General features: G+C 72.6%; 16 protein-coding genes. 7 read left to right on the top strand and 9 right to left on the bottom strand.

Annotated elements, in window-relative coordinates; translation table 11 throughout:
• Positions 1 to 22 precede the first annotated feature (22 nt).
• Positions 23 to 4693 (top strand): amidohydrolase family protein, encoded by a 4671-nt coding sequence (locus LXT23_RS00845; protein WP_253978118.1) that lies wholly within the window; start codon positions 23 to 25, stop codon positions 4691 to 4693.
• A gap of 138 nt (positions 4694 to 4831) precedes the next feature.
• Here LXT23_RS00845 and LXT23_RS00840 read toward each other — a convergent pair whose 3' ends face one another.
• Positions 4832 to 5476 carry a TetR/AcrR family transcriptional regulator gene (locus tag LXT23_RS00840; RefSeq protein ID WP_253978117.1) on the bottom strand — a complete coding sequence of 215 codons (645 nt, stop codon included), beginning with the start codon at positions 5474 to 5476 and terminating at the stop codon, positions 4832 to 4834.
• Between the two features lie 18 nt (positions 5477 to 5494).
• The gene (locus LXT23_RS00835; protein WP_253978116.1) at positions 5495 to 6829 is read right to left on the bottom strand and encodes a metallophosphoesterase; all 1335 of its coding nucleotides are present in this window, start codon (positions 6827 to 6829) and stop codon (positions 5495 to 5497) included.
• 307 nt (positions 6830 to 7136) lie between these two features.
• Here LXT23_RS00835 and LXT23_RS00830 point away from each other — a divergent pair, with 307 nt between their 5' ends.
• Complete coding sequence (locus LXT23_RS00830; RefSeq protein WP_253978115.1) at positions 7137 to 11528, top strand: RCC1 domain-containing protein; 4392 nt, start codon at positions 7137 to 7139, stop codon at positions 11526 to 11528.
• A 21-nt stretch (positions 11529 to 11549) separates the two neighbouring features.
• Here LXT23_RS00830 and LXT23_RS00825 read toward each other — a convergent pair whose 3' ends face one another.
• The 3 genes from LXT23_RS00825 to LXT23_RS00815 all read right to left on the bottom strand — a co-directional run bounded on the left by LXT23_RS00825 (position 11550) and on the right by LXT23_RS00815 (position 17186).
• Positions 11550 to 12524: a TIGR02996 domain-containing protein gene (locus LXT23_RS00825; protein WP_253978114.1), complete on the bottom strand. Its 975-nt coding sequence runs from the start codon at positions 12522 to 12524 to the stop codon at positions 11550 to 11552.
• On the bottom strand, positions 12521 to 13936 hold the full coding sequence (locus LXT23_RS00820; RefSeq protein WP_253978113.1) for a reverse transcriptase family protein: 1416 nt from the start codon (positions 13934 to 13936) through the stop codon (positions 12521 to 12523). Before LXT23_RS00820 ends, LXT23_RS00825 begins: the two co-directional genes overlap by 4 nt.
• 211 nt (positions 13937 to 14147) lie before the next feature.
• Entirely contained in the window at positions 14148 to 17186 is a 3039-nt protein-coding gene (locus LXT23_RS00815) for a HEAT repeat domain-containing protein (protein WP_253978112.1), read from the bottom strand.
• A gap of 37 nt (positions 17187 to 17223) precedes the next feature.
• On the opposite strand from LXT23_RS00815, the gene LXT23_RS00810 reads away from it, so the two are divergent.
• A complete protein-coding gene (locus LXT23_RS00810; RefSeq protein ID WP_253978111.1) occupies positions 17224 to 17871 on the top strand; it encodes a hypothetical protein in 648 nt (215 codons plus the stop codon).
• Positions 17872 to 17989: 118 nt separating this feature from the next.
• Positions 17990 to 19255 carry an SMP-30/gluconolactonase/LRE family protein gene (locus LXT23_RS00805; RefSeq protein WP_253978110.1) on the top strand — a complete coding sequence of 422 codons (1266 nt, stop codon included), beginning with the start codon at positions 17990 to 17992 and terminating at the stop codon, positions 19253 to 19255.
• A gap of 183 nt (positions 19256 to 19438) precedes the next feature.
• Here the strand turns inward: LXT23_RS00805 and LXT23_RS00800 are convergent, their stop codons facing one another.
• The 4 genes from LXT23_RS00800 to LXT23_RS00785 all read right to left on the bottom strand — a co-directional run bounded on the left by LXT23_RS00800 (position 19439) and on the right by LXT23_RS00785 (position 22611).
• Complete coding sequence (locus tag LXT23_RS00800) at positions 19439 to 20038, bottom strand: hypothetical protein (protein WP_253978109.1); 600 nt, start codon at positions 20036 to 20038, stop codon at positions 19439 to 19441.
• A 164-nt stretch (positions 20039 to 20202) separates the two neighbouring features.
• Complete coding sequence (locus LXT23_RS00795; protein WP_253978108.1) at positions 20203 to 21264, bottom strand: alpha/beta hydrolase-fold protein; 1062 nt, start codon at positions 21262 to 21264, stop codon at positions 20203 to 20205.
• Positions 21265 to 21274: 10 nt separating this feature from the next.
• The gene (locus LXT23_RS00790; RefSeq protein WP_253978107.1) at positions 21275 to 22180 is read right to left on the bottom strand and encodes a TIGR01777 family oxidoreductase; all 906 of its coding nucleotides are present in this window, start codon (positions 22178 to 22180) and stop codon (positions 21275 to 21277) included.
• Positions 22177 to 22611, bottom strand: coding sequence for a hypothetical protein (locus LXT23_RS00785; RefSeq protein WP_253978106.1), 435 nt, complete (start codon positions 22609 to 22611; stop codon positions 22177 to 22179). The genes LXT23_RS00790 and LXT23_RS00785 overlap by 4 nt, the downstream gene beginning before the upstream one ends.
• A 267-nt stretch (positions 22612 to 22878) precedes the next feature.
• On the opposite strand from LXT23_RS00785, the gene LXT23_RS00780 reads away from it, so the two are divergent.
• The 3 genes from LXT23_RS00780 to LXT23_RS00770 are packed head-to-tail and all read left to right on the top strand — an operon-like array spanning position 22879 to position 26532.
• A complete protein-coding gene (locus tag LXT23_RS00780) occupies positions 22879 to 23964 on the top strand; it encodes a polyprenyl synthetase family protein (RefSeq protein ID WP_253978105.1) in 1086 nt (361 codons plus the stop codon).
• Between the two features lie 7 nt (positions 23965 to 23971).
• Positions 23972 to 25525 (top strand): phytoene desaturase family protein, encoded by a 1554-nt coding sequence (locus LXT23_RS00775; RefSeq protein WP_253978104.1) that lies wholly within the window; start codon positions 23972 to 23974, stop codon positions 25523 to 25525.
• The gene (locus LXT23_RS00770) at positions 25522 to 26532 is read left to right on the top strand and encodes a phytoene/squalene synthase family protein (RefSeq protein ID WP_253978103.1); all 1011 of its coding nucleotides are present in this window, start codon (positions 25522 to 25524) and stop codon (positions 26530 to 26532) included. The genes LXT23_RS00775 and LXT23_RS00770 overlap by 4 nt, the downstream gene beginning before the upstream one ends.

The following is a 26532-nucleotide window of genomic DNA, read 5'->3' as shown; positions in this document are numbered from 1 at the left end:
CGTCCGCCGGGAGACCCACGAGATGCGAATGTCCCCACGCGTGTTACTGGTCGCGCTCGGCGCGGTCCTGCTCTCCCAGGTTGGATGCTCTGACAACGTCGAGAAGCCGGGCTTCATCGTCCCCCCGGGGATTCGCTGTGGCAACGGCGTCCAGGAGGCGGGCGAGCAGTGCGACGACGGCAACACCGCGGATGGCGACACCTGCCGGGCGGACTGTACGACGTCGCCGCCGCTGGCCCGCTGTGGCGACGGGCGCGTGGGTGTCCTGGAGGTATGTGACGACGGCAACACCGTCGACGGCGACGGCTGTAGCGCGGACTGCGCGGACACGGTGGTGCGCTGTGCCGCCTCGAGCGCGCCCGCGCTCCCGGACGGGGCCACCTGCGCGGTGACGAAGGCGGGCAACGATGCGCGCCTGTTCACGGGCGTGGTGCTGAAGGACGGCGAGACGCTGCTGGGCGGGCAGGTGCTGGTGGACGCGCGGGGCATCATCCAGTGCGCCGCGTGTGACTGCTCCACCGCGGCCGGCGCCGCCGAGGCCACCGAGGTGGCCTGCCCCACGGGCGTCATCTCCCCGGGCCTCATCAACCCGCACGAGCACATCACCTACCCGGACAAGCCCTACGTGGCGAAGGACCCGGAGGAGCGCTTCGAGCACCGCCATGACTGGCGCGTCGGCGCGAATGGCCACACGCGCGTCGGCAACCGGGGCAGCAAGCCTGCCACGGACAGCGTGGCGTGGCAGGAGCTGCGGCACCTGCTGGCGGGCACCACCTCCATGGCGGGCGCGGGCGGGACGCGGGGGCTGGTGCGCAACGTGGATGACCGGCTGACGGATCGCCAGGAGGGCCTGGGCGAGGGCTATGCGAACTCGGACACCTTCCCGCTGGGCGACTCGGGCGGGATGATGCTGGCCAGTGGCTGCGGGTATTCGGAGAGGCCGTCGTCCTCGGGGCTGCCGAAGGTGGCCGCCTACCTGCCCCACATCGCCGAGGGCCTCGCCGACACGGGCCTCAACGAGTTCCTCTGTCTGTCCGAGGGCCGCTCCGACGTGCTGTTTCCCCGCACGGCCGTCATCCACGGCATCGGCCTGACGGCGAAGGAGCTGGCCCTCATGGCGGCGCGGGGCACCGGCCTCATCTGGTCGCCGCGCTCCAACGTCGCGCTGTACGGCGACACGGCCATGGTTCCGGCCGCCAATCGGATGGGCGTGGGGATTGCCCTGGGCACCGACTGGCTCCAGTCGGGCTCCATGAACGTGCTGCGCGAGCTGCAGTGCGCGGACTACCTCAACGCCACCCGCTACGGGAAGACGTTCACCGACGCGCACCTGTGGCGCATGGTGACGGCCAACGCGGCGGACCTGACGGACATCTTCGAGAAGGTGGGCCGCCTCGCGCCGGGCAAGCTGGCCGACATCGCCATCTTCCGGCTGCGCACCTTCGCGGAGTCGCCGCACCGCGCGGTCATCACCGCCAACCCGGAGGACGTGGTCCTCACGCTGCGGGGCGGCAAGACGCTCTACGGCGACGGCACCCTGGTGGACGCGCTGAGCGGCGACGAGGCGTGTGACACCCTGGACGTCTGCGGCGCGTCCAAGTCGCTGTGCCTCTCGCAGGAGGGCGACAAGACGCTGACGCTGGCGTCGCTGACGAGCGCCAACGCCACGGCCTACCCCCTGTTCGCCTGCGGCACGCCGCAGGACGAGCCGGTGTGCGCGCCTCGCCGGGCCTCGGAGAACGCGCAGTACCTGGCCTCGCGCAACGGCTCCACCGTCTACACGAGCGAGATTCGCACGGACGACGCGGACGGTGACGGCATCGTGGACAGCACCGACAACTGCCCGGGCATCTTCAACCCGGTGCGCCCCATGGACAATGGCGCGCAGGCGGACTCGGACGCGGACCGCGTGGGTGACGCGTGTGACCCGTGCCCGCTGGCGGCCAACGCCACCGCGTGCGCCGTGCCCCACCCGTCCGACGACGACCGCGACACCGTGGCCACCTGGCGCGACAACTGCCCCTTCGTGGCCAACGCGAGCCAGGTGGACACGGACAGCGACGGCAAGGGCGACACGTGCGACGGCTGCCCGCAGCAGGCCGAGGGCACCTGTGCCAACCCTGACCCGACGGACCCCGACCTGGATGGCATGCTGAGCCCCGGGGACAACTGCGCGTATCTGACGAACCCCCGGCAGGAGGACGCGGACGCGGACGGCGTGGGTGACGCGTGTGACGCGTGCGCCGTCCCCAACCCGGGGGCTGGCCCGTGCCCGTCCACCGTCTATGACCTGAAGGTCGCGGTGAACGGCGAGGTCCCTCTGCTGGACTCCAAGGTCTCGCTCTCCGACGTGCTCGTCACCGCGGTGAACGCCACCGGCACCAACGGGTACTTCGTCCAGGTGCACCCGCCGCTCGCGGGGCGGGGCGTGGACCACTCGGGCCTCTACGTGTTCGGCCCGAAGGCGGAAATCGCCGTGGGTGACCGGCTGGACATCACCTCGGCGACGCTGGAGCGGTACTTCGGCCTGCTGGAGCTGACGAACGTGGAGGTGAGAAAGCTCAGCTCCGGCAATGCCCTGCCGGAGCCGGTGGGGGTGCGCACGGAGGAGGTTCGCACCGGCGGCGCCCGCGCCGCGGCGCTGGAGGGCGTGCTGGTGGAGGTGCGTGACGTCTGGTCCACCCGTGCCGAGGACAGCCGCGGCGAGTTCTTCGTGGACGAGAACCCGAACGGCACTCCCCCCACGTCCGGCCTGATGGTCGACGACCAGGCCTTCGACTATCCCGCGCAGGTGGCGGGCACCCGCTTCCTCAACCTGCGCGGCGTGCTCACCTACGCGTTCAACAACTCCAGGCTGCTGCCCCGGAGCGCGGCCGACATGGTGGTTCCGCTGCCGCCGCTGCCGGCGCTGACGGCCTTCGGCGGTGGGGGCTTCATCCGCGTGGGCTCCGCCACGGGCGACACGCTCCCGCAGGTGCTCACGGTGACCATGGCCAACGCCTACCCGGTGGACGTCACGGTGGCGGTGACGTCCAGCGACTCCACCGCGCTGGAAGTGGTGGATGGCGGCGTCGTCATCCCCGCGCGCCAGACGTCCGCGGTGGTGAAGCTGAACCCGCGGATGCAGGCCGCCGGCGTCACCCTCACGGCGACGCTGGGCGAGTCCTCGCTGCCGGCAACGGTGCGGGTGCTCGGACAGAGCGAGCAGCCCGCGGTGAGCCGCATCAGCCCCGACGAGGTGACGATGGTGCCCGGTGGCACGGTGACGCTCACCGTGCATCTGGACCGGCCGGCGCCCGCGAACACCACCGTGGCGCTGAGCATGGACCCGGCGACGGGCTTCGGCACCTTCAGCGTGGAGAACGGCGCGCTGGCGGTGGCGACGGACGCGATGCAGGCGACGTTCACCTTCACCGCGGACCCGGAGGCCGACGGCACGGAGGGCACGCTGACGGCGACGCTGGGTGACAGCAGCGCCAGTCGCACGGTGACGCTGGACCAGAACGCGCCGCGGCTGGTGTCCCTGGTGCCGGCCTCCACGGACCCCGTTCCGGCGGGTGGCACGCTGGCGTTCACGTTGACGCTGGACCGCGCCCCGACGAGGGACGCGGTGGTGGCGCTGGCGGCGACGCCGGGGCAGGGTGTCTCGCGCTTCGGCACCGTGCCCGCCACGGTGACGGTGACGGCGGGCACGACGCAGGCGACCTTCACCTTCACCGCGGATGCGGAGGGTGGGGGCGCGGGCAAGGTGTCCGCGTCGCTGTCCGGCATCACTCGCTCGGTGGACGTCACGGTGACGCCGCCGCCGCCGAAGCTCAGCACGCTGACGCCGGCCACGGCGACGGTGCTCTTCACCGCGACGCAGGCCTTCACGGTGACGCTGGACCGCGCGGCGCCGGCGGGAGGCATCACCGTGAGCGTGGCGCTGGAGCCGGCCACGGGCGTGGGCGAGCTCTCCTCCGCCACCGTGAGCATCGCCGCGGGTCAGACGAGCGGCCAGGTGACCTTCACCGCCGGCGAGGCCCTGGGCCAGGCGCGGTTGACCGCGTCCTACGCCGGTGTGACGCAGGGGGCGGACATCACCGTCACCGACCGCCCCGCCATCAACCACCTGGTCATCAACGAGGTGGACTACGACCAGGCCAGCGCGGACACGAAGGAGTTCGTGGAGCTCTACAACCCCACCAACGACACCCTGTCGCTGCAGAACCTGGTGCTCGTCCTCATCAACGGTGCCGCCGGCCAGAACAAGGAGTACGCCCGTGTCAGCCTGGCGAGCGCGGGCTCCCTGGAGCCCGGCCAGTACCTGGTCGTCGGGTCCGCCATCATCCTCGAAGGCCTCAACTCGGCGAATGTGAAGGAGCTGGCGGTTCCCTCGAGTGGCATCCAGAACGGCAATCCGGACGCGGTCGCCATCTTCGACACCGCACAGGGGCGCATCGTCGACACGCTGTCCTACGGTGGCGCTTCCACGGGCACCATCAACAACGTGACGGGGACGTTCAACTTCCAGGAGGGCGCGGCGGCGACCACCACGCTGGTCGACCTCACCTCCGTGTCTTACGAGGCCTCGCTCTCGCGCGGTGCCGACAACGCGGACACCGACGTCAACGCGGTGGACTTCAAGTACACGACGACGGCGACGCCCGGCTCGGCCAACGTCATCACCGCGCCGCCGCCGCCAGCGCCGTGAGGCCCGCGCGGCGACGCTGAGTCGCGCTGCTTCATGAAAGACATGGGTCGGGCGGCTCCTGAGAGGTCTGGAGCCGCCCGATTCTTTTTGGAGCAGGCCTCAGGCGCGAGCGATGGATGGTAGGGATTGCCGCGCCGCTCACTCGCGGGCCGAGCGGGCGTCGGTGCCCGCCGTCACCAGCAGGTGCAGCGCGGCCACGAGCGGGTCGTAGCTCAGGGTGGCGCGGAAGAGGTTCTGGTGCACCAGCACGCCCATGTACCCGCCGAAGAGGCTGTGCGCGGTGTGCAGGGCGTCCACGTCCTGGCGGAACTCGCCCGTCTTCTGGCCGTGGCGGATGATGCCCTCCAGCACCTTCGCGTACAGGGCCAGCTTCTCCCGGATGGCGTCCGCCACCCGGTCATTCGCCTCCGCCGCCTCGGCCGCCAGCATCGCGAAGAAGATGCCGTACTCGCGGTGGCAGCGCAGGAACTCCTGCGTGCGCTCGGTGAAGGCGTGGAACTGCTCCCGGGCCGACAGGGCGCGGGCCTCCGTCAACCGGCCCACGAACTCGCGCAGGCAGCGCTGGTGCAGCTCCTCGATGGCGGCCAGCAGCAGGTCTTCCTTGGTGGGGAAGTGCCAGTACAGCGCGCCGGGCGTCATCCGGATGGCCCGCGCCAGGTCCGCCATGGTGGTGGCGAGGAAGCCCCGGCGCGCGAAGAGGGTGATGGCCGCTTCCAGGATTTCCACGCGCGTGCGGGCCGCGCGCTCCTGCTTTATCTCCCTTTGAGCCGGTTCCTTGCCCATTCCAGCTCAATCTATACATCACGCCAGGAGCGTCACCTTGACGATCTCCGGCGGCGAGCCGACTCGCAGCGGCGGCCCCCAGAAGCCTGTTCCCCGGCTGACATAGAGGTGTCGGTCTCCCTGGGAGAAGTGGCCCGCGTCATGCTGCCAGATGGCGGACACCGCCAGGGTGAAGGGGAAGAACTGGCCGCCGTGGGTATGCCCGGACAGCTGCAGGCCCAGGCCCTTTTGCGCCGCCACGCTCCAGTTGGAAGGCTGATGCGCCAGCAACACGGATGCACGCTCCGGGTCCCTGCCAGCGATTGCGGCGTCCAGGTCATACCCCCGCCCGAGGCCCGAGCGCTGCGCGGACCAGTCATCCACACCCACCAGGTCGAACGAGGCCGCCGCGTCGCCGATGCGCACGTGGCGGTTGCGCAGCACGTGCACCCCCATGCGCTCCAGCGCATCCGCCCACGCTGCATGGTCCCAGTAGTACTCGTGATTGCCGGTGACGAAGTACGTGCCATGGCGCGCCTTCAGGTTGGACAGCGCGGCCACCGAGGGCGCCAGCGATGACACCTGCCCATCCACCAGGTCGCCGGTGATGCACACCAGGTCCGGACGCAGGGCGTCGCAGCGCGCCACCAGCTCGTCCATGAAGCGGCGCTGGATGACGGGGCCCACGTGGATGTCGCTGAGGTGGACGAGGGTGAAGCCGTCCAGCGCCCTGGGCAGGCCGGGCAGCCGCACCGCCACCTCGGTCACCTCGGGAGGATGGAAGGCGCTCCACACGCCGAAGCCCGTCACGCCGCCCGAGGCCAGCACCGCGCCGCCCGCCGTGGCCCGCGACAGGAAGCGCCGGCGCTCCAGGTCCACGGGCCTGCCGGCAGGGGCCTGCGACACCGCGGCCAGCACCGGCGCTGGCGGGCTGTCGGAGTCCGGCGCCAGGGCCCGCACGGGCACCTGCGGGGCCGCGTCCGAGCCTGTCGCGGCCAGCACCGGCGCTTCACCCACCTGCGGCGCCGCCACGTCCACCCCGGGGGCCACCCGGCGGGAGCGCTTCACCCAGCCGGCCACGCTTCGCGCGCCACCCAGCGCCCAGAAGGCGAACAGCAGGTACGTTGCCGCGCCCATCCAAGTCCACACGGCGGTGGCTACCGCGAAGGTGGTGTCCAGGGGGAAGAAGCGCGTCACCGACCACGACAGCACGAGCGGCACGGCCAGGGCCGCCATCACCCCCATGCCCATCCGCCGCCACAGCGGGTCCTCGGAGGTGTCCGCGAAGAGGCGCCGGTACAGGTAGATGTGGGCCAGCAGCGTGATGAGGCCGCTGACGATGGCGAAGATGACGAAGCGCACCGGGGATTCCATGGTCCCCCCAATCCTTACCCACACGCGACGCACTGCAACGCAATCCGCGTGAAGAAGTGTGTACCGCGCGCATGTGACAAGACGTCCCACGGGCGCTGGGGAGACACTGGGGTTGTAACGACCCGAGGGTGATTTCTGTAAATGAATTACAGGTGGCCGCCTGGAGGGGCGCCAGGGGGCCTTCTCGGGATACAAGCGTGTGACGTTTCGCCGTATACACCCGCCCGCCGGACGGCCACCGGCGCCCCGTTTCCCCATCGCGGCGCTCCGTCCTGGCAGACGTGCTCGCACTCCCGGAGGAAGACCGATGCGCAAGGACACGAACGTGGGACTCCAAGCCCTGCTGGGGCTGCTGGTGGGCGCCCTGTTGGTGGCCGCCTGCGGCCAGGGGCCGGGGCCCGCCGGTGACACCGCCTCCCTGGACTCGCTGTCCCAGCAGGTCCAGCGCCTCGCGCCCACGGCCGAGCCGGTCCGGGTGGCCGCGGGCGCGCAGCACTCGCTCTACCTGACACCCACGGGCACCCTGTGGGCGTGGGGCGGCAACAGCGTCGGGCAGCTCGGCGGGGGCGACATGTCCTTCCAGCGCCTGGCCGCGACGCAGGTGGTGGGAATCACGGATGGGGTGTCCGTGGCGGCGGGGGACTCGCACTCGCTGGTGCTGCGCAAGGACGGCACGGTGTGGGCCTGGGGGAGCAACTCCTCCGGGCAGCTGGGCGACGGCACCACCACGGACCGCGCCACGCCGCAGCAGGTGCCGGGGCTGACGGAGGTGGTGTGGGTGGCGGCGGGAGACTTCCACTCGCTGGCGCTGCGCAAGGACGGCACGGTGTGGGCCTGGGGCACCAACTTCTACGGGCAGCTGGGCCGGGGCCACACGCAGCCGGGGCCCACCCCGGCGCCGGTGCCGGGCCTGACGCACGTGGTGGCGCTCGCGGCCGGCTTCGACTTCTCGCTGGCGGTGCGCACGGACGGGACGGTGTGGGCGTGGGGCGCGAATGGCTCCGGGCAGCTCGGTGATGGCACCTTCGCCCAGCGCCTGGCTCCCGTGCGGGTGGCCGGGCTCGACGGCGTCACCAGCGTGGCCGCGGGCACCTACCACGTGGTGTCGCTGCGCGTGGACGGGACGGTGTGGACGTGGGGTGGCAACTCCTCGGGCCAGCTGGGCGACGACACGTGGACGGACAAGGCCACGCCCGTGCAGGTGGCGGGCCTCACCGACGTGAAGGCCGTCGCCGCGCAGAACTCCAGCTCGCTGGCGCTGCGCCACGGGGGCACCGTGCTGGCGTGGGGCTCCAACGCCTCCGGGCAGCTGGGGGACGGGACGACGCAGGAGCGCGCCTCGCCGGTGCCGGTGCAGGGGCTGGGGGCGGTGACGGAGCTGGCGGCGGGGGCGCAGCACGCGGTGGCGCTGCGCGGGGACGGGACGCTCTGGTCCTGGGGCAGCGGCACCGTCGGGCAGCTCGGCCACGGCGGCTCGGAGCGGCACCTCTCTCCGGAGTCGGTGCTGCGCCTGGCGAACGTGCGCTCCATCGGCTCGGGCAGCTTCCACTCGCTGGCGCTGCTGGGGGACGGCACGGTGTGGGCCTGGGGGCGCAACACGTACGGCCAGCTGGGCGACGGCACCGTCACCGAGCGCCACGCCGCGGTGCGGGTGGCGGAGCTGCGCACCGCGGTCTCCGTCTCCGCCGCCAGCCACCACTCGCTGGCGGTGCTGGGGGACGGCACGGTGTGGAGCTGGGGGCGCAACGCGTCCGGCCAGCTGGGCGACGGCACCACGAGGGACCGTGCCATGCCCGCCGCGGTGCTGGGGCTGACGGGGGTGAAGGCGACGGCCGCGGGCGGCAGCCACACGCTGGCGCTGAAGACGGACGGCACGGTGTGGGCCTGGGGCTACAACGCGCAGGGGCAGCTGGGCGACGGCACCCTGGTGGACCGGCTGACGCCGGTGCGTGTGTCGGGGCTGACGGGCGTGACGGCGATTGCCGCCGGGACGTACTTCTCCCTCGCGCTGAAGGGTGACGGCACGGTGTGGGCCTGGGGCGAGGGCTTCGAGGGCCAGCTGGGCGATGGCGGCGGCGTGCAGCGCCTGGTGCCGGTGCGGGTGGCGGGGCTGGCGGGCGTGACGGGCGTGGCGACGGGCTCCGCGCACGCGCTGGCGGTGCTGGGCGACGGCTCGGTGTGGGCCTGGGGCGACAACGCCGAGGGCCAGCTGGGCGACGGGACGTGGACCGACCGCTTCCGTCCGGTGAAGGTCGTTGGCCTGGACGGCGTGAAGACGGTCAACGCCGTCGTCAGCGGCGGACGTGCCCACTCGCTGGCCCTCCATGCGGACGGCACGCTGCGGGCCTGGGGCTCCAACACCTATGGCCAGCTCGGCGACGGCACGCTCACCTCGCGCGCGGTGCCCGGGGTGGTGCCGGGCGTGTCCGGCGTGAAGGCGCTGTGCGCCAGCTACCTGCACGTGCTGGCGCTGCGCGAGGACGGCACGGTGCGCGCGTGGGGCTACAACCGCTTCGGCCAGCTCGGCCTCGGCGCCGCGGCGTGGAGCGCCCTGCCGGTGCAGGTGCGCGGCTTCGGCCGCGAGGAGCTCCTGTCGGCCTCGCGCTCGCACTCGCTGCTGGTGCGCCGCGACGGCACGGTGCTGGCCTGGGGACAGAATGGGTCCGGGCAGCTCGGTGACGGCTCCACCGCCCACCGCTCCGCGCCCGTGTCCGTGCCGGGCCTGCCGTGCATCCGCTCCGTCGCCACCGGCGCGCAGCACACGCTGGCGCTGGCCTGTGACGGCTCGGTGTGGGCGTGGGGCGCCAACCAGCGGGGGCAGCTGGGGGATGGCAGCGCCACCCCGCGCGCGGTGCCCGGGGTGGTGCCGGCGCTGACGGGGATGGTGGCCGTGGCGGCGGGCGGGGACGCGTCCCTGGCGCTGCGCGCGGACGGCTCCGTGTGGAGCTGGGGCAGCAACGCGAGCGGGCAGCTCGGTGATGGCAGCAGGGTGGACCGCTCCACGCCCATGCAGCTCAAGGGCCTGGCCGGCATCATGGCGGTGGCGCTGGGCGAGACGCACGGCCTGGCGGTGAGCGAGGACGGCGGGCTGTGGGCCTGGGGCGCCAACACGTCCGGGCAGCTGGGCGACGGCACCACCACCTCCCGTCCCGCGCCGCTTCGCGTGAAGACGCTGGAGGGGGTGCAGTCGGTGGCCGCGGGCAAGGCCTTCTCGCTGGCGGTCCGCATGGATGGCTCGGCGTGGGCGTGGGGGGAGAACCAGTCGGGCCAGCTCGGCGACGGCAGCAACGTCGCGCGGAGCGTGCCCGCGCGGGTGCAGGGGCTGGAGGCCGTGAGCAGCCTGTCCGCGGGAGCCTTCCACGGGCTGGCGCTGGGGACGGACGGCTCGGTGTGGGCCTGGGGCGACAACAGCCTGGGCCAGCTGGGCGATGGCACCTGCTCGGGCCTGATGCTGCCCCGGCGCGTGGAGGACTTGAAGAACGTGGTGGCGGTGGCGGCGGGGGAGCAGCACTCCCTGGCGCTGCTGCGCGACGGGAGCGCCTACTCCTGGGGCAGCCACGAGTATGGGCAGCTCGGGGACGCGATGTCGGGCCCGCGGCTGGAGCCGGGCGACGTGAAGGTGCAGGTGCCCCCCAAGGTTCGTCCTCCCGTGCGGGAGGTGCGCGCGTGGCACCAGCACGCGCTGGTGCTGCTGGGGGACGACACCGTGCACGCCTGGGGCGACAACGCCCATGGACAGCTCGGGGACGGCACCACCGTGAGCCGGGCCACGCCCGCGGCGGTGCGGGGACTGGACTCGGTGTGGAAGGTGTCCTCGGGCGCGTACCACTCGCTGGCGCTGAAGAAGGACGGCTCGCTGTGGGCGTGGGGCGGAAACGGCTTCGGCCAGCTCGGGGACGGCACCAGCACCTCGCGCGGGGAGCCGGTCCAGGTGGCCGAGCTGTCGAACGTGGTGGCCATCGCCGCGGGCAGCTACCACTCGCTGGCGGTGCGTGGGGACGGCACGGTGTGGGCGTGGGGCTACAACGCCTTCGGGCAGCTCGGCAACGGCACCCCCGACTCGCAGGTGCTTCCCTCGCAGGTGGAGGGCATCGAGGACGCAGTGGCCGTCGCGGCGGGCGAGCACCACTCGCTGGCGCTGCTCTCGGACGGCACCCTGGTGGCGTGGGGCCACAACGCCTACGGGCAACTGGGGGACGCGTCCACCACCACGCGCTTCACGCAGGTGCCGGTGGTGAACCTGGGCAAGGTGGTGGCGGTGCGCGCGGGCGCGTACCACACCCTGGCGCTGGACGATTTCGGCGCCGTGTGGACGTGGGGCGACAACAGCTTCGGCCAGCTGGGCAACGGGGCTGGCAAGTCGCGGCCGGTGCCGGGCGTCGTGACGGGCCTGGAGCCGGTGGCGATGATTGCCGCCGGAACGCGGCACTCCCTGGCGGTGCAGGCGGAGGGTGGCGCCGTCTGGGCGTGGGGCCGCAACTCGCACGGCCAGCTGGGCAACCGCGACAGCTCGCACCAGCCCTGGCCCGTGCTCGTGGAGGGCCTGGAGGGGGTGACGGGGCTGTCCGCCGGCAACGACTTCTCCGTGGTGATGCGCGAGGACGGCCCCGTGCTGAGCTGGGGCAGCAACCTGTACGGCACGCTCGGCTCGGGCGTCATGGGACAGCGCCCCCTTCCCGGCCCGGTGTCACTGCCCTGAAGCGCGGGGGCCGCGGGGCTGTCAGAGGCGCAGCCCCGCGCCGAGCCGCTTGCGCAGCGGCCCCAGCGTGTCGTCATCCAGCCCCATGCCCTGCAGCTCCAGGCGCTTCAGGCCCGGCAGCGCCTTGGCGGAGCGGAACGCGAGCGCGCCCTCCTCGCTGAGCTCGTTGCGCGACAGCTCCAGCCACTCCAGGGCGTTGAGCCCCTTGCTCTTCGCGAGCGCCTGCGCGCCCTCGTCGGAGAGGGCGTTGCGGTTGAGGGCCAGCACCTTCAGCGTGGACAGCCCCTTCGCCTTCGACAGCGCCTGGGCGCCCTCGTCGGACAGGCCGGTGCCGGACAGGTAGAGGCGCTCCAGCGGCAGCGTCCCGCTGGCGAGCACCGCGACCGCGTCGTCGGACAGGTCGGTGCTGGAGAGGTTGAGGGAGCGCAGGCCCGTCAGCGCCTTCGCGCCCGCCAGCGCCTGGAGCGCCTCGGTGCCGGCGCCGTCCAGCGCCATCCCCTCCAGCTTCGCGACCTGCGGCGAGGAGGCGAGGGCCTTCACCTCGGCGGCCAGGCCCTTGCCCTCCAGCCGGAGCCAGCGGACGCGGGAGAACCAGGGCTGCGCGGCGGCGAGCGTCAGCCCGCGTCCGTCCCGCGTGCGCACCGACAGCCGGTACAGCGGCTCGCGTGCGAACAGCGCCTGCCCGTGCGCGGCCAGCTGCTCCTCGGTGATGTCCAGCTCCTCCACGAAGCCCCGCTGGAAGCGCGGCTCGCGGGCCTGTGCGTCGAGCAGGGGCTCGAGCCAGCCAGGGCCGCGGGTGTGCAGCAGCACCTCCACGCGGCGCTTGAGCTCCTGCCGGCGCGCGGGGTTCACCCGCTCGCTCAGCGACACCTGGGCGTGGATGAGCTCGGCGCGCTCGGCGTCGGACTCGGCGAGGACGTCCGCGCAGACCAGCCGCGCCGCGTTGCTGGCGGGCTCGGCGGCGATGCGCTCCAGCAGGTCTTCGTACGTGCTCATCTCGCGAGCAGCTCCTTCACCTCGCGCTGCCAGCGCTCCCCCAGCTCCGGGTGCACCATGCGCACGTAGGCGGCATAGCCCTCCAGCCACGCCGGGAAGTCCGGCCGGCCGCGCGCCTGGGACTCCACGCCGTGCTGGCGGCAGTTGGCGAGGATGGCCTTGAAGCGGCGGCGGTCCTCGCGGGGGATGGAGACCTGCTGGTTGACGGTGAGGCCCGTCACCCGCTGGCGCCCACCCTGGCGCATGACGCGGCGCTTGGCGCCGTTCTCCGAGAAGCCCTCCTGCTGGAGGATGGCGTTGACCCACCAGAGGAAGCGGCCGAGGCGCTCGGGGGGCTGCTGGAAGGAGAAGGACAGGTCGTCCGCGTAGCGCGTGTACTTCGCGCCCGCCTTCTTCGCCAGCGCGGTGAGGCGCGCGTCCATGCGGCGGCAGACGAGGTTGGCGATGGCGGGCGACGTGGGTGCGCCCTGGGGCAGCACGCCGGGCCACGCCACGGTGCCGTCGGGAAGGCGCGGCCGCCACGTGGTGAGGCCGGCGAGCGTGGAGGCCACCTCGTCACCGTAGCCGTGCGCCTCGAAGAGGCCCTTCACGCGGCGGTAGTGCACGGTGGGGAAGAAGTCCTCCACGTCCACGCGCACCACCACCGTGGCGCCCACGTGCGGGGTTGCGTTCGTCACGGTGGAGCGCCCGGCGACGAAGCCGTGCACGGCGGGGTGCGTGGGCAGGTGCTGGAGGATGCCGTCGAGGATGGCGCGCTGGGCCGTCTTCAGCTTCTGGCGCGGGGCGCAGATGCGGCGGAGGCCGCCGGAGCGCTTGGGCGCGTCGAACTCCACGTAGCCGGAGCCGGCCTCGGCGCCCGGGCGCATGAGCGCGTCCAGCTCCTTCACCGGCACGCCGACGAGCTTCGCCACGTCCGCGCGGGTCTTGAGCTCGGGCAGGGGGCCGGTGGAGGGAGGCTTGCGCCGCACGGGCCCGCGCAGGCTGGGGAAGAGGCCGAAGTTCCAGCCGGTGGGGTTCCATCCACCGACGGCGGAGGAGCCCACGTAGTCGGGTGGCTCGACGCGGCGGTCGGGCGGGGCGACGTCGGCGAGGCCCAGGCGCTTCACGGCGGCGCGGGCATGGGCGGACACGCGCGAGTCCGGGTCCTTCACGCGGCGGCGCAGCTGGCCGGCGGCGCTGGCGCGGGCGAAGAGCAGGGGGATGAGGCGCACGGCCTGGAGCCGCTCGCGAGGGTCGGGGCTCTTGAGGCGGCGCGCGACGGGCTCCAGCCAGGTGCGGCTGACGTAGAAGCGGGCGACCTCGTACTCGGCGAGGCCCTGGTGGGACTCCAGCAGGTCGACGATGGTGTCGAAGTGCTTCTCGGGGTCGGCCAGCAGGGGCTTCAGCTCGAGGAGGAGGCCTACGAGGTCCATTCCAGGGCTCCGACAGCGCGCGGGGACTGCAGGCTCCTGGGGCCGCCGCCACCTGCACGGCAGAGGCGGACGAGGTCTGGGGAGGCCCGCCAGGCGGACCTCGTGCCGCTTCGTCCTTCAATGGGAGTCACAGGCAGCCGCGACGTGACATCGCGGACGGAAGGCTGGCTGCACGCGGCCCCAGGAGTCGCGGTGAAGCTGACCACATCCTTCATGGGGAAGAAAGGTCTCCGGCGTCGGGCGGCCCGTCCTCTTCCAGCAGGGCGAGCAGGGCGTCACGCGGGCCTCCCGGGGCGCGGCGCACGAGGCTGTCCAGCTGGCGGCTCCGGGCGCGCACGCGCTCACCGTGGACGCGCATGGCGGGCAGGGCGTCCGGCTCCAGGTACGGGCGGGCGAGCACCTCCAGGTTGTGGTGCAGCTCGCGGCGGCTGCGTGGTGCGGTGAGGCACGCGCTGACTCCGGGCTGGGAGAGGGAGTAGCGGTAGCAGTCCACGGCGGTGGGCAGCACCGCGTCGGGGGGCGTGCCGGGCGCGGGCTGGAGGAGGCGGCCGTAGCAGGTGGCGGTGAAGGTGAGCACGCCGGTGCCGCGCGCGTGGGCTTCGGGGAGGAAGGAAGCCTCCGGGCCGGGGTGCGCGGCGCTGTGGCGGGTCATCACGACGGGCCACGGGTGGCGGGTGAGCGCGTCGCGGGCGAGGTCGCGAAGGTGGGTGGAGAAGCCGAAGGCGCGCAGCTTGCCCTCGGTGCGCAGCTGCTCCAGGGCGGTGAAGTCCTCGTCGGAGAGGCGCTCGGGGGAGCGGACCCAGAAGAGGAGGAAGACGTCCAGCCACGAGGTGCGCAGCCGGCGGAGGGCGGACTCCACGTCGCGCCGGAGGGCGGAAGGGCCCGAGTGGTAGCTGCCGGCGACGACGACGAGCCCGCTGCGCTGCTGTCTGCGGTTCTGGAGGAACTGGGTGAGCGCAGCGTAGCGCGGCTCCCAGAAGAAGGTGGTGAGGCCGGCCTCGTGCGCCTCGAAGAAGGGCTGGGTGGAGGTGAGGTGCGCGCCGGAGAGGACGAGGGGCGAGACGTGCAGGCCCGTGGTGCCGAGCGGGCGCGAGGAGGCGCGAGGTGGCACGGCGGGGCGGGGTGGCGCTGGTGTTCGCTGCTGGGGAGCGCGCGTGGGGCGGCGGAGGGCGAGGGCGGGCTCGGAGGCGAGGAGCTCGTCGGGGAAGACGAGCGTGAGGGCGTCGAGGTGCGAGACGACGCGCGCGGGCTCGGTGTTGGCGAGCAGGGCGGTGCGGAGCTGGTCGAAGGCGGAGGCGTCCGCGAGGCGCAGGCGCCACGTCCAGGCAGAGGTGCGCAGGTCTTCGTCGGGCTCCGGCGTGGGGCCGTGCAGGAGGTCGTCGAGGAGTGCGTCGAGCGTGTCGCAGGACTCCAGCGAGGAGGCCGCGGCGGCGCGAATCATGGGGGCGGCGTCGAGTGACAGGCGGAGGAGGGCACGGAGCTCTTCGCGGCTGCGTGAAGGCGCGAGCAGCTCGGCGGCGCGGGCGCGAAGCCACGGGTCCGGAGCGTGGGTGCAGGCGAGGACGGCGGTGAGCAGGTTCGCTGTGTCCCCAGTGTGACGGCGCCAGGCGCGCAGCAGCTCCAGTGCCGTCCGGCGCAAGGTCGGATCCGGGTCCTCCATGCAGGCTCGGGGTGCGGACGCCGCGTCGAGCACCGCGGCGCGGAGCCACGGGTCTTCGTGTGTGGCGGCCTCCTCGCGCTCGGCCTCCGTGAGCAGGTCCAGCGTGGACAGGGCCCGCAGGGCCACCGCGCGCACGGCCGGGTCCTCATCGCGTGCCGCGTGGAAGAGCAGCTCCGCGTCCTCCAGGAACACGGCCGCCATCGCGACGGCGCGTCGCTCGCGGGCCGTGGAGGCACGAGGCGCGAAGGCCGCCAGCGCCAGGGCGAAGGCCTCCGCGGTGGACTGCGCCGGAGGCCTGCGCTGCCACGCGGCGAGGACCTCCTCGCGCACCGTTTCATCCGGGTCTTCGAGCGCCTCCAGCACCTCATCGAGGCTGTCCGGGTCGTAGACGAGGCCGGACAGCGCCGCGCGTCGCAGCGCGGGCTCCGGGTGGCGCAGGAGGAGGCGGACGCGCTCCACGAGTCCCGCATGGCCTCTGCGGACCGCCACGCGCGAGGCCCACGCCACGGCGCCCGGGCGGGGTGTCCCCTCGAGGATTCGGGACGCGAGCTCGACGTCCTCCACGTCGATGCGCTCCAGCAGCGTGCGGGCCTCCTCCGCTGCATGCGGCACGCGAGGCTCATCCAGCCAGCGCATCGCCAGGAGCAGGGCCTCCGGGTCCTTCCGCTCACGGAGCCGGCGCCGCGCGAGGTGCCGCAAGGGCTCATGCGGATCGCCCAGCCACTCCACCAGCTCGCGGGCGGAGAGCGTCGAGGCGGGCGTTGCCTCCAGCCGCGCGGTGGTCACCGCTGGGTCCTCGTTGCCGAGTGAATCCCCGCGCTCCAGGGATGGCAGCTGCCCCGAAGGGAGCTCCACGAGTGGAGGCTGTTTCGTGTCCGGTGGCTCTCCACCGCGCGAGGTCTCCGCAAGCGGAGCGCGCTCCGTGGCCGCGACAGCTCCACTCAGCGCCCCGCCTTGCGAGGTCTCCGCGAGCGGATGCAGCTCCATCGCCAGCGGAGCCCCTCCGTGCGTGGGTCTCGCCTCACTCCACGCGGCCTCGAGCCACGCCACCGCCGAGCGCACGGGCCCATGGGACACGGACTCCGCCCACCGCCGCACACGCTCCTGGACCTCGGCATCCCCCGCCCCAATCCACGCCAGCGCCTGCACCGCCGCGTGTCGCACGCGCCAGAACGGGTCCTCCAGCGCGCCGAGCAGCACCTCCAGCGCACCCGCGCCCGCCACCGAGGCCGAGGCCCGCACCACCGCCCGGCGCACCCACCACACGGGCTCCTCACGCACCGCACGCACGGCCTGAGACAGCAGCGCCTTCGCACCCAGCCGAGCGAGCGCGCGCCACGCCCTGTCCCTCACCAGCGGCATCGGGTCGGAGAGCGCATCCAGCAGCGCCTGCGTGAAGCGCGAGTCCCGCGTCCCACCGAGCCGCTGCGCCGCCGTGGCGCGGACCTCCGCGTCCTCGTCCGCGAGCAGGGCCTGCCGCAGGGCGTAGCGTCCCGGAAGCGCGGAGGTGTCGACGTCACCCACCGTCTCGCGCCGCACCGTGACGTCTTCATCGAGCAACCGCACCAGGGCGGGGTCCAGGTCGCGCATTGCCGCGGACTCTACGTCCCCTGTTACACTCCGCGACATGCCCGACATGCTGGCCATCATCAGCAAGGCGGTGTTCGAGAAGGAAGCGGCCGGCAAGAAGCCCGGCGACGTGCTCGCCTCGGACCGGTACCGCAGCAACAGCAAGCACCTGGCGCCGCTGGCCTCGGGCGGGCGCCTGTTCCTCGTCACCGTGCGTCCGCCCAACGAGGAGCTGTGGCTGGTCGCCGTGCTCGAAGGGCTCCGGCAGGACGATGATGGCTGGCTCGGCCGGCCCAACCGCATCCCCATCACGGACCTCACGGGCCTCATCCCCCAGATTCGCTTCGAGTCCGGCAAGGGTCTCCAGGCCGCGAAGGGCGCACTGGGCATGTCCCTCCAGACGCCGCGAGCCCTGTCCGCCGCGGACGTGGCCCTGTTCCTCCAGGCGGCGGGCGGCGATGGCCTCCTGAGCGGCCCCACCAACCTCACCGCGCACGAAGAGCACGCGAAGCTGCCGTGCCTGTGCAGGCGCTGCCTGCCGAAGAGCCCCGAGCGCGCCGAGACGGGCGGGCTCACCTTCCTGCGCGCGCACGTGGAGACCGACGGCCGGGTCCTCTACTACTGGCTGCCCGAGGAGCTGTCCCCGAACGCACGCGCCATCGCCCAGTCGGTGCGCGGTGCGCTGGTCGCGCGCATCGGCACATGAGCCGGCGTGCCGTAGCACCAGGGCTGACGAGGTGATGGGAACGTTTCAGCGCCTCGCGTGTTGAGCGGCGTCCCACACCCCAAAGCCCGTCGCGCCGCGACTCCTGCCCAGGTCGACGATGAACGCCCCGACGCTCCGAAGCGCGCTCCTGTTCCTGCTCCTCTCCGCCCCCGCTTGCCGCACCACGGCGCCCACCGCGCCCGCCGCGCAGGTGCCCGCGCCCGCGGCCGACCCCCTCCTCCAGGGACTCACGCAGCTGTCGAAGGCCGACCCGGAGAACCGGGTGCTGCTCTATGCCGTGGCCTCGCGCCACGCCGAGCGCGGCGAAGGCGCCCAGGCCCTGCAGTGGCTCCAGAAGCTGGACGCCCTGCAATGGGACCACGCGCCGGAGCCCAAGGACTTCAAGGCCTGGAGCGCCACGCCGGAGTTCCGCGAGGTGGCCGGCCGCATCGCCGCTCGCGAGGCGAAGGTGTTCGCCAGCGAGCCGGCCTTCACCCTCTCCGAGCGCGACTTCATCCCCGAGGGCATTGCCTGGGACTCGGAGACAGGCACCTTCTTCATCGGCAGCATCCGCCTGCGCAAGGTGGTCGCGGTGGAGAAGGACGGCCGTGTGCGCGACTTCATCCCCGAGGCGCGTGATGGCCTCTGGAGTGTGCTCGGCCTGAAGGTGGACGCCACGCGCCGGCACCTCTGGGTGGCCAGTCAGGCCGCCGCCGGAGGGAAGGGCATCGCCGAGGCGGAGCGCGGGCGCACCGGCCTCTTCCAGTACGACCTGCGCACCGGCGCGCTACTGCGCAAGGTGACGCTGGATGGCCAGCCAGGGGCGCACCTGCTCAACGACCTGGCCATCAGCGCCAACGGAGACGTCTTCGTCACCGACAGCGAGGCCGGCGGAGTCCGGGTGCTCCGCGCGGGCGCCGGGTCGCTCACGCCGCTGGTGCCCGAGAGGACGCTCATCTACCCCAACGGCATCGCCCTCTCGGAGGACGGCGCGCGGCTGTACGTGGCGCACTACACGGGCCTCGTGCGCGTGGACCCGGCGTCTGGCGCCGTGACGCGCGTGAAGGCTCCGGCCGGAGCGACGCTGGGCGGCGTGGACGGGCTCTCCGCGCATGGCTCCTCCCTGGTCGCCGTGCAGAGCGGCATCGGCCGGGGGCGCATCGTCCGCTTCCACCTGGGCGGGGACGCGGATCAGGTGGAGCGAGTGGAGGTGCTCGAGGGCAGCAACCCGCTCTTCGACACGCCCACCACCGGCACCGTGGCGGGCGGGCACTTCGTCTACATCGCCAACAGCTACGTGCGTGACGTGGGCCCCGACGGAGCGCTGCCGCCGCTGGAGCGCCTGCGCCCGCCCGTGCTGCTGCGCGTGGCGCTCGGCAAGTAGCGGCCTCGAGTCCTACACGGACCGGCGCGCGGGCCGCATCCGTCCGCCACACCTGCTCGGAGGCGGAGGACGCAGGCGTGCCCCCACTGCATGCCGGGGCACGGAGGCGCGCACGGGCGCGGGCGCCTTCCGGCCCACGCAGGGGCCGCGTCGACGGGGAGCCATCATGGAGAGGGAAGGCGCCTACGGCTTCTTCGAAGCAGGTGATGACAGCTCGGAGCCAATCTGCCGCCACTCCTGCGCATAGGCGCCGCGAGCGAAGGCCCGCAGCTCCTCACCTGTCACCGTGCCCCGCGCCAGCGCGGTGTCGAGCGCGCGGACGACGGCGGTGCGGTGCGGCTGCTCGACGTACGGGTTGCCCTCGCGGAAGACCTCGCCGAAGAGGGCCTCCAGCCGGCCGTCCTGCTTCAGCCGCTCGACGATGCGCGCCTGCGAGGCGGGCTCATCCGCGTGCGCGTGGAGCATGGCGGAGGCGAGGCCGCCCTGGGCATCCGCCTGGTCCGGGAACTCGGAGAGCAGCTCCAGCTCCGCGTCCGCGCCCGACACGTCCGCGGGCGACGGCTGCACCGCGACATTCACGGCCGGAGTGGCGCGAGGCGCGGGGCGGGAGGGCTCGAAGTCGCTGCGTCCCTGGAACGGCTGCACCGCGCGGTGCGTCTGGACGTCCTTCGTCCCCGGCTGCGCACCCCTGGCGGTGCCGGAGTCCGGTCGCTCCGCCGCGGGGCGCTCGGAAATCGGGCCCTTGGGGGAGGACGGGCGGTTGCCACCATCAATGCGCGACATGGGGTGCTCCAGGGAGGGGGACCCGAAGCGGACAGGGCTCCGGGGATTCCCATGTGGGTTATCGGGCGCAACCAGCGCCAGTTGCGTCTACCGGAAAGGTGGGGCCTCCCGCCCGCTCCCGCACGTCCTGGCCCCCACCACCCAACACTTCGAAACCGCTGTAACTACCGGCGCTTGGCGGGCTTCACGGGGTACAGCCAGCTCAGCCCGTGCCACACGTCGTCCCGCCAGGCCGGGTAGTTGTGCCCTCCGTTGTACTCCCGGTACTCCACCCGGTGGCCCGACGCGGCGAGCAATGGCGCCATGCGTTGGTTGCACTCCAGGAGCACCTCGAAGCGGCCGCAGTCCATCCACACGTCCAGCGGGCGGCGGGCCGCTTGCCGCGCCAGGTCGAAGACGACGAAGTCCCGCCCGTCCACGGCGAAGCCGCCCGACTGGGCCAGCACCCGCCCGAAGACCTCCGGGGCCCGGAGTCCCGCGAACAGCGCCATCAGCCCGCCGAAGGACGAGCCCAGCACCGCATGCGCGCCGGGCTCCTGCTTCTCGTCCACCAGTGACAATTCCTCGCGCGCCAGCGGCAGCACGCGCCGCAGCAGGAAGTCCACGGTGTACTCGCTGCACGTGTACTCCACGCTGCGCGCCTCACCGCCGTTGGCCACCAGCGCCAGCGCCACCGGGCGCATCAGGCCACGCGCCATCAGCGCGTCCACCACCTCCGGCAGCTTCGCGCGGCGCAGGTAGTCGTCCCCGTCCAGCACCACCATCAGCGGCACCGGCCCGTGCACGGGCGGCGCGTAAAGGGCCACCTGACGCCGGCCGCCCACCGCCATGTCCACCGTCTCCACCCAATGCTTCGTCACCTTGCCCCGGGGACACCCGCGCGGGCGCTGGAGGACGTCGGGCGGGCCCCCCTCCGGCATGTAGAAGCAGTGGTTGAAGTCGCCGAAGCCGTTGTCGGACAGGCGCGGGTTGAAGGCGTCCTTCTGCCGCTGCCCGCGCGAGTCGACGAGCGCGTACTCCACATACGCGTCGCGCGGCAGCGTCAACGAGCGGGCCCACAGCCCGGGGCCCACGCGCTCGAAGGGCAGGGGCGGGCCCCGCCAGTCCTGGAAGTCTCCGGCGAGGGACACGGGCCCCCGCCCGCGCCATATAAAGGTAGCGGTGTCTCCGTCGATGACGGGGCCCCCCTCGGTGCGGGCCCTCGCCTCCAGCGTCTTCGCGTCCATGCCGCGCAACCTAAGTCAGCAGGTCGCGGAGTGCCGCCTCCAAAGCAGGGTGACGGAAGGAGAAGCCCGCCTCCTGCGCCCGCTTCGGCAGCACGCGCTGGCCCTCCAGCGCCACCTTCGCCATCTCCCCCATCGCCGCCTTGAGCATGAAGGCCGGCACGTGCACCACCGACGGCCGCCCCAGCGCGTGTCCCAGCGCGTGCGCGAAGTCCAGGTTGGTGGCGGGCTCCGGCGCCGTGGCATTCACGGGCCCCTCCAGCGTCGGCTGCTCCAGCACGAAGGCCAGCAGGTCGAGCGCGTCCTCGCGGTGCACCCAGCTCACGTACTGCTTGCCGCTGCCCACCGGGCCGCCCGCGCCGATGCGGAAGGGCGGCAGCATCTTGTGCAGCGCGCCGCCGTTCGGGTGCAGCACCACGCCCATGCGCACTATCGCCGTGCGGATGCCCGCCTCGCGCGCCCGCAGCGCCTCCGCCTCCCAGCCCCGGCACACCTGCGCGAGGAAGTCGTCCCCCGGCGCGCTCTCCTCCGTCAGCGGCTCCGCCCCGCGCGTGCCGCCGTAGTAGCCGATGGCCGACGCAGACACGAAGCGCTTCACCGTGCCCGCGTCCATCATCGCGTCCACCAGCTGGCGCGTGCCCACCACCCGGCTGTCGTGGATGCGATGCTTCGCGTCCTTCGTCCACCGCTGCGCCACCGGCTCGCCCGCCAGGTGGACGACGGCCTCCACGCCCGCCAGCGCCTCCGGGGGCAGGGGCCTCATGGCGTCATAGGCCGCACCCGTCACCCCGCCGGGCAGCTTGCCCAGGGCCTGTTCAACGTTTCGGGCGAGCACGTGCACCGCGTGTCCCCGAGCCAACAAACGTTGGACAAGCCCGGGCCCCAAAAAGCCCGTGGCGCCGGTGAGGGCGACCTTCACGGCCGGGACTCCTTGGCCTTGGGAGCCTGCGCCGTGCTGCTCCCGTTCAGGTCCACGCCGACCAGCCGGCTCAGCGTGGCGAAGAAGGCCACCTGCTCCTCGGGCTTCATCCGGCCCGAGTGCCGGAACACCACGGCGCCCGCCGCGTCCAGCAGCAGCACGTTGGACGTCTTCATCGGCAGCTCCCACGGCGCCGCGCCCAGCGTCCCGTCCAGGTCCACCAGGATGGGCACGCCCGCCTTCTTCTCCTCGTCCCGCACGTACGAGAGGGCAATCTGCCGGGCGGGAAAGAAGTCGAACTTCTGCAGATTCGCCACCGCCACCACCCAGGCGGCGTCCAGCAGGCCGCGCGCCTTGCCCCGCTCGAACAGCGTCTCCTTCAGCGTCGCGTTGAGCCCGGTGGAGTCCTTGTCCTCATAGAAGAGGACCACCGGCTTGCCCCTCCATTTGGACAGCTGGACCCGTTCGCCGCCGGACGTGCGCAACGTCGCGTCGACGGGGACTGGTAACGGACCAGGGGCTGAGCCGTACGCATTCCCGGCCGCCAGGGACACTGCCAACGCTCCCGCGATCCACATCTTCATGAGGGGACCCTTGTGTACAAGGCTTTTGCAAACCTTAGACATACCCTTGACAAGCTCTGGACGCAAACGCTACCTCTAGCGGTGGCAGGAACAGGGACTTCGGAGGATCGCCGCATGGCTCTCACGCTTCGCAACGCCCGGCCGGGGGTCGGCGCGCTTCCTCTGGAGCAGGCCTGGCTGCAGCTCGTGCAGACGGAAGTGGAGGCCGCCCTCGGGGAGCTCTTCGAGCTTCCCGATGAGGCCAATCTGGACCCTCGCTGGACGCGGGCCATGGTGCAGGCCCGGGCGTACACGCTGCGGCCGGCCAAGCGGCTGCGTCCCGCGCTCGTCATGGCGGGGCACAGCCTGGCGAGGGGCACCACGGCGGTTCCCTCGGAGCTGTGGCGTTTCGCGGCGGGGCTGGAGCTGCTGCACACCTTCCTCCTCATCCACGACGACGTGGCGGACCAGGGGGAGCTGCGGCGTGGAGGGCTCGCGCTGCACCGGCTGCTGGCCCCCGGGCGCCCCGGTGAGGACCTGGCAGTGGTCGTGGGGGACCACCTCTTCGCCCGCTCGTTGGAGGCGATGCTCTCCTCCGGCCTGAAGGGCGTGCCGCGGGTGGTGCAGTACTACCTGGGCGTGTGCCGCCACACCGCGGCCGGGCAGTACCTGGACCTGGACCTGGGGCGCGCGCCGCTGGCGGACGTCACCCTCTTCCAGACGCTGCGCGTGGCCTACTTGAAGACGGCGCGCTACGGCTTCTGCGCCCCGCTGGTGTGCGGCGCCATGCTGGGCGGCGCCACGCCGGAGCTGATTGAGGGCCTGGAGCGCGTGGGCCGCCACGTGGGGCTCGCCTACCAGCTGCGGGACGACCTCATCGGCCTCTTCGGCAACTCGGACGTGGCCGGCAAGGCCGCGGACGGTGACTTCGTCCAGGGCAAGCGCACCTTCCCGGTGCTGGCCGCCTATGCGCGCGCCGGCACCACGGCCCGCGCGGAGCTGGAGGCGCTGTGGGCGCTGCCGGTGGAGCGCAAGGACGAGGCCGCCCTGGCGCGGGCCCGCGCGCTCGTAGAGGAGTGCGGAGGCCGCGCCGCGTGTGAGCGCATGGTGGACCGGGCCTCGCGCGCCGCGCGACGCGCGCTGCAGACGTTGCCCAATCCCAACGGTGTGAGGGACTTGCTGGACGCCCTCATCGCCCGCCTGGCGCGTCGCGCCGCTTGAGGAAGCCATGAGTGCACGGATGCAGGGCAGGCGGGTGGTGGTGGTGGGCGCGGGCGTCGGAGGGCTCGCGGCCGCGGCCCGGCTCGCGCACCAGGGTTTCGACGTCCAGGTCTTCGAGAAGACGAACGGGCCGGGCGGGCGGTGCAACCGGCTGAAGGCAGAGGGCTTCACGTGGGACATCGGTCCCACCATCGTGCTGATGCCGGAGGTGTTCGAGGAGACCTTCCGCGCGCTCGGCCGCCGCATCGAGGACTACCTGACGCTGCTGAAGTGCGATCCGAACTATCGCGTGCACTTCAGGGATGGCTCTGACGTCACCTTCACGTCCGAGCTGTGCGCCATGGGACGCGAGCTGGAGCGAATCGAGCCCGGCAGCTACGAGCGCTATCTCGCCTTCCTGGCGCAGGGGCGCGTCCAGTACCGCACGTCGCTGGACCACCTGGTGGGCCGCAACTACGACGGCATCTCCGACTACTTCTCGCCCAAGGTGCTGGCCCGCATCTTCCAGGTGCGCGCGCACCGCCGCATGTACTCGGACGTCAGCCGCTACTTCCGCGACGACCGGCTGCGCGCGGCGATGACGTTCCAGACGATGTACCTGGGCGTGTCGCCCTTCGCGTCCCCCGCGGTCTACGGCCTGCTGCCCTTCACCGAGCTGGGCGTGGGCATCTGGTTCCCCAAGGGCGGCCTGTACGCCATTCCCCTCGCGCTGGAGCGGCTGGCCCGCGAGGAGGGCGTGCGCTTCCACTACGGCGCGCCGGTGGAGCGCATCCTCACCGACGGGGGGCGCACCACGGGCGTGCGCCTGGCGGGCGGCGAGGTGGTGGAGGCAGACGCGGTGCTGTGCAACGCGGACCTGCCCTACGCCTACGAGAAGCTGCTGGACCCTCAGGCCACCACGCTCAAGCGCAAGGAGAAGCTGCGCTACACGTCCAGCGGCTACATGCTGTACCTGGGCATGAAGCGGAAGTACCCGGAGCTGGGGCACCACAACGTGGTGTTCGGCCGGGACTACAAGGGCTCCTTCGACGACATCTTCGAGCGCTTCCGAGTGCCGGAAGACCCCAGCTTCTACGTCAACGCGCCCACGCGCACCGATGCGTCGCTGGCGCCCGAGGGCAAGGACGCCCTCTACGTGCTGGTGCCGGTGCCGCACCAGAACCCGGGCGTGGACTGGAAGCAGGAGGGCCCGAAGGTGCGGGCCAAGGTCTTCGCACGGCTGGCGGAGCTGGGCTTCCCGGACCTCGAGTCGGACATCGAGGTGGAGCGCATCTTCACCCCGGACGACTGGGCGTCCACCTTCAACCTGGCGCGCGGCAGCGCCTTCGGCCTGGCGCAGAACTTCACGCAGATTGGTCCCTTCCGCCCGGCCAACCAGGACGCGCGCGTGAAGAACCTCTTCTTCGTGGGGGCCTCCACGCAGCCGGGGACGGGGCTGCCCACGGTGCTCATCTCCGCGCGGCTCGTCACCGAGCGGCTGCTCACCTGGGCCCGGGACGCGGGCGTGTCGCTGGCCCCGCGCGCGGGCGAGCCCGCGAAGCTGGAAGAGGTGGCGGCATGAACTCGCACGACGACGGGCAGCTCGTGGAGCAGGGCTACCGGCTGGCGAAGGACGTCACGCGCCACCACGCCAAGAGCTTCTTCTTCGCCTCGTACCTGCTCTTCGGCCAGCGGCGGAAGGCGGCCTTCGCGCTCTATGCCTTCTGCCGGCGGCTGGACGACCTGGTGGATGGCGATGGGGAGAACGTGGTGCCCATCGACCTGTCCGTGCGGCTGGCGAAGGCGCGGCAGATGGTGGCGGAGGTGTACCTGCCCCTGCCGGAGCTGGCGTCCACGGAGCTGGGCTCTCCGGCCGAGCGGCTGATGGCGGCCCAGGCGCAGTCGCCGTGGGACGCGGGCGAGTTCGCCGCGCTGAAGCACACGGTGCGCCACTACGGGATTCCGGAGCAGCCCTTCCAGGACCTCATCTCCGGCATGGAGATGGACCTGACGAAGAGCCGCTACTCCACCTGGGAGGAGCTGGACCTCTACTGCTACCGGGTGGCGGGCGTGGTGGGGCTGATGCTGACGCCGGTGCTGGGCTGCGCGGACGTGAAGGCGGCGCAGCCGGCGGCGGACCTGGGCCGGGCCATGCAGCTCACCAACATCCTGCGCGACGTGCGCGAGGACCTGGAGCGAGGCCGCGTGTACCTGCCCGCCGAGGAGCTGGCCGCCTTCGGGCTGACGGAGGACGACCTGCGGCGCGGGGTGGTGGACGGGCGCTGGCGGGACTTCATGCGGTTCCAGGTGGAGCGCTCGCGCGCGTACTACGCGAAGGCCGCGGCCGGGGTGCACTACCTCACCGGCTTCGGCAGCCAGCGGATGGTGCGGCTGATGGGCGCCATCTACGGCGACATCCTGCGCGACATCGAGGCGCGCGACTACGACGTGTTCAGCGCGCGGGCCCACGTGACGACGCGCCGGAAGCTGGCGCTGGCGACGGCGGCCTTCGTGCGGCCCGGCACGGTGCTGCCGGTGCCCCGGGGCGAGGTGCGGATGCCGCTGCTGCCGACCGGGACGGGAGGGTGA

Origin of the sequence: Pyxidicoccus xibeiensis (assembly GCF_024198175.1) — a bacterium.
GTDB classification, from domain to species: Bacteria; Myxococcota; Myxococcia; order Myxococcales; family Myxococcaceae; genus Myxococcus; species Myxococcus xibeiensis.
This window is presented reverse-complemented; position numbering and strand designations above follow the sequence as displayed.